The following is a 13,111-nucleotide window of genomic DNA, read 5'->3' as shown; positions in this document are numbered from 1 at the left end:
CTAAATCCTCACTCATTATTATTTTGCTTATTTGCCAGTCTTGTCGTTTTTCTTTTACCTGCTTGCCAATCGTTAAGTGTTTTCCTTAGTTGCCAAAAAAATGGGGAGCCTTTTGCCGGTGTATTGATTAAATACACACATTCCCCTCGATTTGCTAAATTTGAGATTAGTTTGAATCCAGGACCAAAGGTATAGGGTTTAGTCTTAATAGACTTATTTTTACCCGCTTGGGATTGCGTCAGAAAATCGGCATTTTGTCGTGTGGCATGGACTGTTTCGCGATTACCGCCTTGATAAGGAAAATGACCTGTTAACAGTTTATTGAGCCATATTGGTTTTTTGATGCTGTGTTGAAACTCAACTTGGGGGTGGGCCATTTTTTGGCTAGCGACTAACGCAGTGGCATAACATTCACGGATCAGATCAGGCAAAGCATCGGCTTCATGCTGCCAATCCTCAATATGGTGTTGCAGGATATTGAGAATACTCCAGCGGCAACTTGGCCAAAAATCGGTATATAGCGTTCTGGAACCTCGTTTGAGTACTTTGCCAAGTAATTTATCGGTTAAATGTTGGAACCATACATCAAGTAAGCGCGAAGCTTGGATATTCTCTGTGTTACCATCCCACTGCGATAACATCTTGTCTTCAGGGACGAAAGGTAATAAAAAATGTTTTGCCTGCTGGGCAAAATAATCTGTTTTATCATCCTGAATAGCGGTCAATGTTTCGGTGGTGTGTTGGTCGGTGTGTTGGATCAACGCCTCGATACGTCGTGAACGGCTAGGGGGATGCCAGCGATTAGATAAAGCCACTTTTCCCGTAAACAGTGACTCACTATATTGATTGGCATAAAGAGTATAGCCTCGTTCAGGATTATGTTCGCAAGGTAATTCATCAAAAGGCACATAACCCAACCACTGGTGCTGTGGCTCTGTTAGGCTTAGTACCAAGCTACCGATTTGTTGATGACGCTTTGGAATATATCCCATGGTTTGCAGACCAATATCCCCATGAATATCAGCATAGCCAACCATCATTGGTGAGTTTTTTACATGCTTAAGGGCATCTCTAAATGAAGGCCAATCTTGGCATTTGGCGAGCTGATAAAAGGTAATGTCACCACTTGGGTCATCCAGTGCAGGCCAACGTAAAAACATACCGTAGCCATTTTTTTCTGACACTAACCGCCCTTGAGCAAAGCTATAAGTTGTGAAACTGTGTGATTTACCATTTTTCAGTTTGATTTCATGGATATTTTTAGTTAAAGGCAGATTCCCTGATGCCGTTTCAACCTGCTCATTTTCAAGGTCGAGCTTACCCCAAAATAAGTCTTGGTTATCCGCCATGATACCAACCATTCCCCATGCAGCATGGTTATTACGACCGACGATAATGCCAGGAGAGCCTGGAAAATGAGAGCCGACGACATTGAGTCCTTCATCACTTTCAAGGCGGCAAAGTAGATTAAAATTAGGATTCACATGCCCCATATGAGGGTCGGTAGCCAATAGCGGTTTTCCTGATTGGGTTAATGACCCACTGATGGCAATGACATTCGAGCCCGTATCGGGTGAAGCTAGCCCTAAATACTGCAATCCTTTTAATCCATCTTTGAGTGCCTTAACCACTTCTTGGTGCCAATCCCCATTTTCATTTAGTGGTAGTGGGGGAATTTGATGGCCTTCATGGCTAAAGGTTGCCAATAACTGTTGATGCTGTTTTGGCGTCAATCGATTTGCTATGCGCGTGTGGAATAGTTCATATTGCCAAGCGGAATTAATAAAATATTTCAGTTGTCCTAATAAATAACTGTCTGAGATTGAAAAAATTTCAGGACGATAGTGCAGTAATAAGCACTCGATGGGTAAAACTTTCATTTCACTAAGTGCTTGGTTGATACCGGCAGTATAAGCTTGAATATGTTGATATTGCATAGCCTGCCAAGAGTGAGTTGGTGCGGCACAATCAATGTTTGTCGCACGCTCAGCCAGCTCCACTAATCCTAATCGTCGCTGAAAAACATCGGTACGTAAGGCCCCATTTCCCATAATTTCAGATAAGCGACCACTGGCGACACGGCGGGATAAATCGAGTTGCCATAAACGTAGTTTAGCGGTGCCATAACCTTGACCAAAAAAAACCGCATTATCGCTATTCCCTTTAACGGAAAGTAATTGTGCTGATTCGAGGGATAGAGTGACGTGCCCCCATTGGCATGAGAGATGTTTGGTTTTCATGCTACATCCTTTTTAGCAGATGACAATTGAGTCGCGAGGTGTGATACGTATTCGATAAACTCTTCTTTTGGATAGCCTGCACTCCAACCTAATTGTTGTTGGGCCTTATAGGAAGAATAAGTGTAGGAGCTGCCATCCATTATATGAAGCGCTTCGCAAGATAACGGCATTGTCAGCCCAAGGCTGGCGAGTTTATCCATTAACCAAGCAGGTATTTTCAGTGAAGAAGCCTTTTTGGCAGGTAAAGAAGGTCTGCCACAAAAATGGCTTAGCATCTGAAAAAGTTCGGGCATAGAGAAAGTCTCGCCAGCCAAGATATAGTTTTGGCGAACAATTTCCGGTGATAGTAGTGTGATGAGTCCATCACAAACATGTGACACATGACAAAGTTGAAATGTGCTTGTCGTTGCGATTTGAAAAGGGATTTTTCCAAGTAAAAAGGCGTTTACGGTCTGGGCTAATACGCTGTTATCACCTAAACCAAATACCCCACCGCTGATGGCAATATTGATAGGAGCGCCTTGGCATTGCTGTTTTACAACCAATTCGTGTGCAATATGTTTTGTTTCTTCGTAATAACTACGAAAGATGCCATTGTGCCGGTGAGATTCATCAAGTAATGCGCCTTGGGTTTCGCCTAAAGCAGCGGTTGAGCTCATATAAACGATTTTTGAAATATCAGCATCTTGAGCCGCTGCTAACAGGTTTGAGGTGCCGATGACATTAGTTTGATACATATGCTGCCGTGCTTGGCGGGTTGGCGCTAAACCGACACGGTAATCCGCAGCAAGGTGGATCACGGCATCTTGCCCTGCCAATGCTTGTTTTAAGCTTTGAGGTTGCAAAATATCACCAGTCACCACGTTCACCTTTTCAGGTAATTTGGGGCGATAGGGAATCACACGATTTTGTGGATTTCGAGATAATACAGTTAAATTATGACCTTGTTCAGCAAGCTTATGCAGCAGATGAGAGCCAATAAACCCAGTTCCACCAGTAATTAATAGGTTGCGGTTATTTATCGCCATTTTCTTCCTTACTGATAAAGTTAACGAGGGCAGATAGCATGAAAAAGCCATCATGCGGCGCATGAATAGGGCGCTGGTGCATGCGACCAATTGGGCAATAACGGGTAAAACTGTATTGTTGTAATGACAAAGAATCTAAATCGCCAAAATAACCAAGGGTCTGTAGGCGCCCAGGCCAAAGTGTTTGCGCTTGTTTTAGGCTATCTTCGATAGAAGCAACGACGAGTTGAAAGCCCTGAGTTAACCATGCTTGAGGGGCAAACTCTGTTTGATAAGTGACTCCCCAGCCTGTTTTTTCACTGTAAACACTCGGCTTATCGGGAGCGGATAGCGAATAAGTGAACCGATGTTCGCGAAATTGCGATATGCCTTGTAAGCGTAGGTTGTCAGACAAAATGGGAAGGTGATCAAGTGTGGTTATCAGTTGATGATAAAGCGCTTCTGCCGCTAAGGGGTTATCCAACAAAATGAATCGAGGTGAGCTACAGACTTGTTGGTGAAAAAGGGCGATATCGTACAAAATCAATTCAATTGCAGGAAGTTGCTTGCCAATGATTGCCATGCCACTGATTTTTGGCCCTAGTTCGACCAATTTGATATGTGGCGGTGTGATTTGACGATAGTGTTGGATTAATGCCTCGCCCCCTGCGAGTAAGACCGTATCGACGCCAGAGAGTATCTGCTGATCATTTTGTAAATGACTTTGCCAATCAATGATTTCACACTCCTCATCATCAAGTGACAGAATGCGTTTAACCTGTTGCAAATAATTGATTGATATGCGGGCTTTCAGGCGAATTTTACTGCCAATAAGGTAAGCGGCACATAGCGCTTCTAGTGTACCTAATGGATCTTTTTCAGAAACAATAATCAGCAAACGCTTCGGTGCATGCCAATATTTTCCACCTAATTCACGATGGATCTTTTGTTCCAATAACTGATTTTCAGTCAGACGCTCCAAACGCGATAAACAAAATTGTTGCGTATTTTCATCTTCCGAAAACGACCAATTAGCTTCACGCAAAGTTGTTAGGCACAGTTTGATTTTATTTACACGCGTTTGTAGTGAGTTTTTCATTTTACTTGTGCCGCACAGGTGCCCTCTGGGGTAGATGCTCGTCCTAGATAGCGCAGGAAGGGTAGCGGTTGACCACAGGCACAATTATTGCCCCAACAACCCAGATCTTGCGTTAATAAGCGATGTGAAGGTATTGAGGCAAACAGAGGGCTTTCAAGTACAATGAGTCCATTTTTATTTTCTGGTGCATGGCTCCCATCTTCAGCCATGATTGAAAAACGTGAATAAGCAGGGAGATGAAAATGACCTTCAGGACAACTAATGTAGTGAAGAGGATGTTCAGTCATACCATAAATATCGCGAATATCGACGCTAGGCGCTTGTAAAACTTGTTGCAAACCTTGAATAATCTCAGGGCGTTCAAGTTGTTTTGTCATCCCTTTCCAACCACCGCCGGTTAAGCCTTTTATCGGTGATTTCAAGGTAAATGGTTCAGGGCGTTTTAGGCATAAAAATTCAAAAAACAGTGTTAAGCCTAAAATATAGATAGGGGCAGGATCATTAGCCCAGCGTTTGAGTGTAGACCACGCTAACTCACTATCAAATTGACCTTGCTCTGACACAGTAAAAACAAGCTCTTGTATTGGGGCACATTGGGTGAACTTTAAAAAGGCAGTGGCATAACCTGCATGCTCACCTGTGGCGGGATCAGGAGATAACATTAAAAAGCGAGAAGGTGTGGTTGAAATCAAATGATTATGCAAAAAAATTTGCACCATAGCCGTTTCAATACGTTTTAAACTGAGATTGTCAAAGAAAACGCGTGTTTTCCCATGTTGCCCAGTACCTGAACTATTTAACCATATACCATCAAGCTGGGTATTTGTCGCCAAATCCATGGTTTTAAACAAATTAATAGGGATCAGAGGGTTGGCTTCTGTTTCCCATAACTTTGCATAATTAACATTACGGTTTAAATGCCAGGTATCAGCTTGTTTCATTGCGGCTGAAAATAACGCATCATCAATACTTTCTGGCGCATAGGGTTGCGGGTTATTGATAAGTAAATCAATAGGATTGCTTGTGTTCTCAGACATTTTTTTCACTTATATCAGAATGCTTAGTTATTATTAAGTTTTATTATATGACCTAACTAAAGGTAAATATTCTGAATCAAGCGTTGCAGTTATCACTTTAGGAGAATTTTAAGTTTGAAAAGTTATCATGAAAGCCGTTTTGTTAGTGGTATTTATAGCGGATTGGGGAAATATTAATCGTTGGTAAATAGAAAGTGTCACTTAATTTAGTTGTGTTATTGATTTATTTAAGTGATCAAGCAGTATAAAAAGTTAATGGGGATGACATAGCGTGCTTTTAAGTGCGAAGAGGTAAAGTGATATCTCTTCGCTACAATGTCTCACTTATCGTTTTTTTGCTTTTTATAGGCGATAAATGCTTTATATAAAGGGATTAAACATAGCAATAAAGTTGCATATTTAATGACGGTGATCGTCATATGTAACATCCAAATATTGAGGTTTTCCAAGAAGGTTGGATTTAGGCGAATGAGTAAGATGAGTAGCAAACTAAACAGTAGAGTAACGATGTAGGTGATGACAAGTGAAAATGAAAAAAGAATAAATAAATCAATTCGTTGAATATTATTTTGTTTTTTATATTTAAATAAATTAACACAAAACTCCCAGCGTTTGTTCCGTCTCGCCACTTCATTAATAACGATCACGTATAATGAAAGAAATATTATCGTTATTTTAGTTATTAAAAAATAACCACTGGACAGCTCAAAAGGCAAAGAGGAAAAGACAAGATAGAGTGTAACAAGATGATAGATACAAATAATGCTCGATACAATGCTAGTAATGATTTGATATAAAATAAATTTCATTAATTATGCCTTTCAACAAGAACGATGCCGTTTACCGCCGAAATGATAAAAACCGAGAGATTTATCAGAGAAACTAGCCAAAAATAGCCAAATGATGATCTCTAATATGGGTTGTTTTCTCTACAAAATTTACACTATCCCGCTTTTTTTGTAAGCCCTTAGTGAACAATAAGCTGTCATGGCCCCCTTAAGTCCACATATATTGACTACCAATAATAACTGATTCTCATTATCAAATAGATTGGAAATTGGCTCAAATATTGATTAATATCAATCTATGCAAGCTGACTCGTTTCATTTTGCTAATGAATCACACTTTTTTGTGATCGCTGTCATATTAATCAATTAATTTGATATACATCAATATTTGGTATGACCAAATGACCAAGCATGTTATCCTCAACAAACTTTTGGTCTTATAAGTGGTGATTAATGTTATTTAAGTTTTTTATTTCGAATAAGGCTTAAATAACATTAATTTATTTTGCAATGAGGGAAATATGGCCTTTTCTCAACCAAAAATTGTGATTGTCGGTGGTGGTGCTGGCGGCTTAGAGCTAGCAACACGACTAGGTCGTAAATTAGGGCGTAAAAAACGTGCAGAAATCACTTTAGTGGATCGTAATCCAAGTCATTTATGGAAACCTCTGTTACATGAAGTAGCAACAGGCTCTTTAGATGATGGTGTGGATGCCTTGAGCTATCTTGCCCATGCTCGCCACAACGCATTTAACTTCCAATTAGGCTCTTTGACACAAATCGATCGTGACAATAAAAAGATCATTTTGGGTGAATTACGGGATAAAAACGCGGAGTTATTGGTTCCTGAGCGTGAAATTGATTATGACATTTTAGTCATGGCACTAGGTAGTACTTCAAATGATTTTGGTACGCCGGGTGTTAAAGAGCATTGTATTTTCTTAGATAATCCGCAACAAGCCCATCGATTCCACGATGAAATGCTTAATCTATTTTTACGTTATTCTGTTCGCGACAATGCAGAAGAGAAAGTGAATATTGCGATTGTTGGAGCTGGAGCTACAGGTGTTGAGTTGTCGGCTGAGTTGTATAACGCGGTAGAGCAGCTAACCAGTTATGGATTTAAAGGATTAGATACTGACGCGTTAAATGTGACATTAGTCGAAGCCGGTGAACGTATTCTGCCTGCATTACCACCACGTATTTCTGCGGCAGCGCATCAAGAGTTAAATAAGTTAGGTGTAAAAGTGCTAACTAAAACGATGGTGACCAGCGCTGATGACGATGGCTTGAATACAAAAGAGGGTGAGAAAATTCGTGCTGACTTAATGGTATGGGCAGCCGGTATCAAGGCACCTGATTTTATGAAAGAGATTGCGGGGTTAGAAACGAATCGTATCAATCAGTTGGTCGTTAAGTCGACATTACAGACAACCCGCGATGATACCATTTTTGCGATTGGTGACTGTGCCTCATGCGCTAAGCCTGACGGTGGTTTTGTGCCACCTAGAGCGCAATCTGCACACCAAATGGCGAGCCGCTGTTATGATAATATTTTGGCGATGATAAAAGATAAGCCACTAAAAGATTATATCTATAAAGATCATGGCTCTTTAGTCTCTTTATCGCGTTTTAGTACCGTGGGTAGCTTAATGGGTAACTTGATGCGTGGGGATATGATGGTGGAAGGGCGTATTGCACGTTTTGTGTATATCTCATTGTATCGAATGCACCAAATTGCGCTTCATGGCTATGTGAAAACAGGGTTAATGATGTTAGTCGGAAGTATTAACCGCATTATTCGTCCGAAATTAAAACTTCACTAACGTTTTAGTCAGTCGCAATAAATAGGAAAAATCCTCGTTTTTCATTAAACGGGGATTTTTTTATAAGTATTTTTAAATATAAACTTTAATCAATTGATTGATTATTTATGAATAAACTATTTTGAGCGAACCCCAACGATTAAATACATTATAGGAGGTACACTATAAAGATGCCTGATATGAAGCGGCATTAATTTAAATATGCCATTTTAATTAAATTCTGGATTAGCTTATAAGCTAATATACTTATTATTGGCAGTTGCTACCTTCTATTATGTGGAATTTTTGTTTTATATAAAATTATAAAAGTATCCGTTGAGTCATGCGAGTATCAACCTCATAGTGTCACTTAAAACCGCTCTCAATGGGCGTTGCCGCTAGGTAAATAGAAATGGGGTGAAATCATGTTAAAGCTGTAGGTAAGAAAAGGTAATATAAAAAATGCTAGTCATGTTCTCTGGTGAAAATTAAAAAGGTCGTTTGCATTCATTGAATGAGAAATAAAAAAATAAAGGGGAAAATTGATAGAAATTAATAAAAAGACATCTTCGTGTTATTACTTAAAATAAGTGTAAAAAAGACTTTTTTATAATTATAATTACCAAAAATTGATCGTAATCAATATGTGAAAATAGATTAAAATTTAATTTATTGACTTAACAACCAACAGGAGTAAGTTAAATTTTTATTGACTTGTTCTTGATTAAGAAAACTCTAAATCTTTTGATTGTTTTGCCAGTAACTATCGAATTATTAAAGCGAAAAGTTACAATGGGACTATTCACTAACATTGTCATTAATAAGGGCAGCCTATGAAGCTAACATATAAGGTGTTATTAGCAGCAATAGTTATTTGCCTTATTATTATTGTATCAATAACTTCGCTGCGTTTCTCCAAGGATGAAAGTCGGTTGGCGACGGTAATTTCGATAGAGCCAATAAAATCGCATCGGCTGATTGAACAGGAGAATTGTTCAGTTATGGGGATATTTGATGGATTTAATCAGGAATATCTATCGCGCTATCACCCAGCTCAAAGTGAATGTAAGATGGTATTTATGATTGAGGCACTCCAAAAGGACTCCTTATCATCACTACTTGAACGTGACAATCGTAAATGCATAGTAACAGAAAAAGTAGAACAAATTATTGTGGGTTATGATGTGGTATACCGTATTGGTAATACCCTAGGCAAAGTACGCACCGTTTATGATCCAGGCCTATTTATCCCCCTTGATGAAAATGGGCGATTAGATTTAAGTACCTCTAGTAGTCAACTTTGTAAAGCGGCACGTAACCAGACTGATGCATTAGTGCCGTTTTATTGCGTCAAACTTGATGAAGCTAGCCGAAACTCGCTGAATATGAATAATGCCGTAGAGATTTATGCGGGAAAAAACACCTACGCTTATTTTGAATAAAAATGAGCGGAAAAGCCCCAGTAACATCATTATGTGGCTGGGGCTTTTCATTTGTTCTAACGCATCATAAATTATGCTTCTAGTAAGTTATCCGCACAGTCACGCAACAACTGTTTGATAAACTCAATGCGTGTCACGCGCTCGCTGAGGTCATGCACAAATTTCAACCTTACAGGACCATCGAGGCGGAAGGTTTTCGGTTGATTTTGTAATAGACTGATTAAGAAGTTTGGCGAGACTTTATGTTTTTCACCAAATTCAATAAATCCACCTTGCTCATGAGCTTCAATTCGCTTGATACCTAATTTTTCCGCTTCGAGCCTGATAGCGGCGCTGGCAAGTAAGAAACGTCCAGCATCGGGTAATGTGCCAAAACGGTCAACCAGCTCAGTACGAAGATCATTTAACTCATCTTCATTATGAGCACTGGCGATACGCTTATAGAACGATAAACGAATATTAACATCATGAATGTAATCGTCGGGAAGCAGCACGGGCATGCGCAGTTCAACTTCTGTTTGCTGATTAACTAAGTCCTCTAATGAAGGCTCACGCCCATCTTTTAATGCCTCTACCGCGCGCTTTCCAGTAACTCCATATACAGCGTAAACCCGATCGTCGTCATCTGCCCGCTTTGATCTTCACCGAGCAATTCTCCTGCACCCCGAATTTCCAAATCATGAGTGGCAAGGGCAAATCCCGCACCAAGATCTTCAAGGGAAGAGATAGCTTCTAAACGTTTATGTGCGTCAGCAGTCATCGCTTTTGGATGTGGCGTTAATAAATAGGCATAGGCTTGATGATGAGAGCGGCCTACACGACCTCGTAGCTGGTGTAGCTGCGCTAAGCCAAAATGGTCTGCACGTTCAATAATGATGGTATTCGCTGTTGGAATATCGATACCCGTTTCAATGATGGTCGTACAAATCAGGACATTGAAGCGTTGATGGTGGAAATCGGTCATCACACGCTCCAGTTCGCGCTCACGCATTTGCCCATGACCGACCACAAAGCGCGCTTCTGGTACTAATTCTTCCAGACGTTTTTTGGCTTTTTCAATATTTTCAACATCGTTGTAGAGATAATAAACTTGGCCTCCACGTAATGTTTCACGCAAAATGGCTTCACGAACCACAAGGTCATCATATTGGCGTACAAAGGTTTTCACGGCTAAACGGCGAGCAGGAGGCGTTGCGATAATCGACAGATCCCGCATGCCACTCATGGCCATATTGAGTGTACGAGGGATAGGGGTTGCGGTGAGCGTTAAAATATCCACATCCGCACGCATAGCCTTAATACGCTCTTTATGACGAACACCAAAACGGTGCTCTTCATCGACCACGAGCAACCCTAAGTCATGCCACACTAAGTCACTTTGCAGTAACTTGTGGGTACCAATCAAAATATCGACTTTCCCTTGAGCGGTTTCTTCGAGTATCTGTTGCTGCTCTTTGGCGGTTTTGAAACGAGAGAGCATTTCAATTCTTACCGGCCAATTTGCGAAACGGTCACGGAAATTATCGAAATGTTGTTGAGCCAGCAAAGTGGTAGGCACAAGCACCGCAACCTGTTTATTATTATTGATGGCTAAGAAAGCTGCTCTCATAGCGACTTCGGTTTTACCGAAACCGACATCACCGCACACAAGGCGATCCATTGCGATAGGTTGACACATATCGCTAAGCACGGCATTAATTGCCTGCTCTTGATCGGGGGTCGTTTCAAAAGGGAAGCCTTGACAAAACTCTTGGTACTGCTCTTTGTCATGTTTGAAGGCAAAGCCGGGTTTGGCGGCTCGCTGAGCATAGATATCAAGTAGTTCAGCCGCGACATCACGGACTTTTTCTGCGGCTTTATGTCGCGCTTTCCCCCAACTATCGCTACCAAGGCGGTGTAGCGGGGCATTTTCATCTGCACCACCGGAGTAACGGCTAATAAGATGCAAGGATGAGACAGGAACATATAGCTTGTCGTTACCCGCATAGGTCAAAATCAAATATTCCGCTTTAATTCCACCTGCTTCAAGTGTTGTTAACCCTTGGTAACGACCCACTCCGTGCTCAATATGAACAACTGGCTGCCCAGGACGTAGTTCGGCTAAGTTACGGATCAGCGTATCAGTATTGATGGTTCGGCGGTTATCTGTGCGGCGACGAACAACACGTTCCCCTAATAAATCACTTTCACATATCAACGCACGGTGTTGTACTGATTGAATAAAACCGTGTTCAGCAGCCCCGATCATGATGGCAAAACGGTTGCTTACTGGGCTGGAGTAGTGACTAATAGTCTCAGGGCGAATTTTGATCCTTCCCAATAATTCAGTGACTGTCTCGCGCCGGCCTTCACTTTCAACAGAGAAAATGACGGTGCCATCAAAATGTTCAACAAATTGACGCAATTTTTCAAGCGGCTGTTTACTTTGCCCTTGTGTACCGATATCTGGCAACGGTAGGTAATCTAAATTAGTGTTAGCTGCCTTATCGGCTAATTTTTCAACAGATAGCTGTACTCGCGGCCATTTTTTTAATGCCTGATTGAGTTGCTCGACGGTCAGCCATAAATCTGTCGGTGGCAACAAGGGGCGCATCGGGTCAACACCGCGGCTTTCGAAACGTTGTTGGGTATCACTTTGGAAACGTTCGGCAGCTTCTTGATAATGCTGTGAGATAAACAACGTATTTGTTGGTAGATAGTCAAATAGCGATGGCAAAGGTTGACTAAAAAAGAGCGGTTGCCAGTATTCAATCCCTGTGGGAAGTGTTTTTTTGCTGACTTGTTGATAGATATGTTCAGGGTCGCGCCTGACTTCGAATCGTTCACGCCACTGGCTACGGAAGCGTTCGATGGCATCTTTGTCTGTTGGAAACTCGTGTGCAGGCAACAGGTTGATGCTCTCAACTTCTTCAAGCGTTCTTTGGCTATCGACATCAAAGGTACGCAGACTATCAATTTCGTCATCAAAGAAATCAATTCGGTAAGGGAGTGCGCTCCCCATTGGGTACAGGTCTAATAATGCGCCACGTGTAGCGTATTCCCCGTGTTCCAAAACTTGTTCAACATGGCGATAGCCTGCCTTATCTAGCTCGTCGCGCAAGTTATCGCGCGAAAGTTTGTCACCTTTAGCCATCACGAGTGCATGGCTAGCCAGAAATTCAGATGGGCAAACCTTCTGCATTAAGGTGTTGACCGGAAGGATCAAAACCCCTTTTTGCATAGTAGGTAAGCGATACAGTGTTGATAAACGGTGTGAGATAATTTCTTGATGTGGTGAAAAGTTATCGTAAGGCAAGGTTTCCCAGTCGGACAATGTTTCAATTGGCAGCTGCGTAAACTGTTGAATTTCATCTCGGAGACGCAAGGTGTTTTGCATGTCTCTTGTGATAATGACCACAGGCCCTTGATGACGCTCTATCATCTCTGCACATTCAAGTGCACCCGCGGCCCCAATCAAGCATCCAAGATGACGGACATCACCACCGCGTGTAGGAAGTTCATAACGAAATTTTGAAGACATAAAAATATTCGGTTTCTCAAAGCATAATGGCTAAACGACCTGTTTTACCCCGTACAATTGTCTGAAAGTAAGACAAACAGGCCGTGCCAATAAGAAAAAAATCCACAAAACCGGGGCCGGGTGGTTCCATTCATCATTCGTACCCTTTATTATCGCTGAACACTTCGCTTTGG

General features: G+C 41.3%; 6 protein-coding genes and 1 pseudogene. 2 read left to right on the top strand and 5 right to left on the bottom strand.

The genetic code is table 11. The annotated features are described in order from the left end of the window. Positions 1 to 8: 8 nt before the first annotated feature. From PSE69_RS04185 to PSE69_RS04170, 4 genes are read right to left on the bottom strand one after another with little or no spacing between them, the layout of a single operon-like run. Entirely contained in the window at positions 9 to 2,240 is a 2,232-nt protein-coding gene (locus tag PSE69_RS04185; RefSeq protein ID WP_102780487.1) for a penicillin acylase family protein, read from the bottom strand. Then, a complete protein-coding gene (locus tag PSE69_RS04180) occupies positions 2,237 to 3,268 on the bottom strand; it encodes an NAD-dependent epimerase/dehydratase family protein (RefSeq protein WP_004920815.1) in 1,032 nt (343 codons plus the stop codon). Before PSE69_RS04180 ends, PSE69_RS04185 begins: the two co-directional genes overlap by 4 nt. Beyond that, positions 3,255 to 4,346, bottom strand: a complete 1,092-nt coding sequence (locus PSE69_RS04175; protein ID WP_004920814.1) for an acyl-CoA reductase — start codon at positions 4,344 to 4,346, stop codon at positions 3,255 to 3,257. Before PSE69_RS04175 ends, PSE69_RS04180 begins: the two co-directional genes overlap by 14 nt. Continuing rightward, a complete protein-coding gene (locus PSE69_RS04170) occupies positions 4,343 to 5,383 on the bottom strand; it encodes a LuxE/PaaK family acyltransferase (protein ID WP_040133242.1) in 1,041 nt (346 codons plus the stop codon). The genes PSE69_RS04175 and PSE69_RS04170 overlap by 4 nt, the downstream gene beginning before the upstream one ends. Positions 5,384 to 6,692: 1,309 nt before the next feature. On the opposite strand from PSE69_RS04170, the gene PSE69_RS04165 reads away from it, so the two are divergent. Further along, positions 6,693 to 7,997 (top strand): NAD(P)/FAD-dependent oxidoreductase, encoded by a 1,305-nt coding sequence (locus PSE69_RS04165; RefSeq protein WP_004920811.1) that lies wholly within the window; start codon positions 6,693 to 6,695, stop codon positions 7,995 to 7,997. 812 nt (positions 7,998 to 8,809) lie between these two features. Beyond that, positions 8,810 to 9,418 carry a UmoD family flagellar biogenesis regulator gene (gene umoD / locus PSE69_RS04160; protein ID WP_004920810.1) on the top strand — a complete coding sequence of 203 codons (609 nt, stop codon included), beginning with the start codon at positions 8,810 to 8,812 and terminating at the stop codon, positions 9,416 to 9,418. A gap of 71 nt (positions 9,419 to 9,489) precedes the next feature. Here the strand turns inward: umoD and mfd are convergent. Next, positions 9,490 to 12,938: pseudogene (gene mfd, locus PSE69_RS04155) on the bottom strand (transcription-repair coupling factor). Between the last annotated feature and the right edge of the window lie 173 nt (positions 12,939 to 13,111).

Source organism: Providencia sp. PROV122 (assembly GCF_028482365.1).
GTDB lineage: Bacteria > Pseudomonadota > Gammaproteobacteria > Enterobacterales > Enterobacteriaceae > Providencia > Providencia stuartii.
Note: the sequence above shows the minus strand (reverse complement) of the source record. Positions and strands in the feature narration are given on the sequence as shown.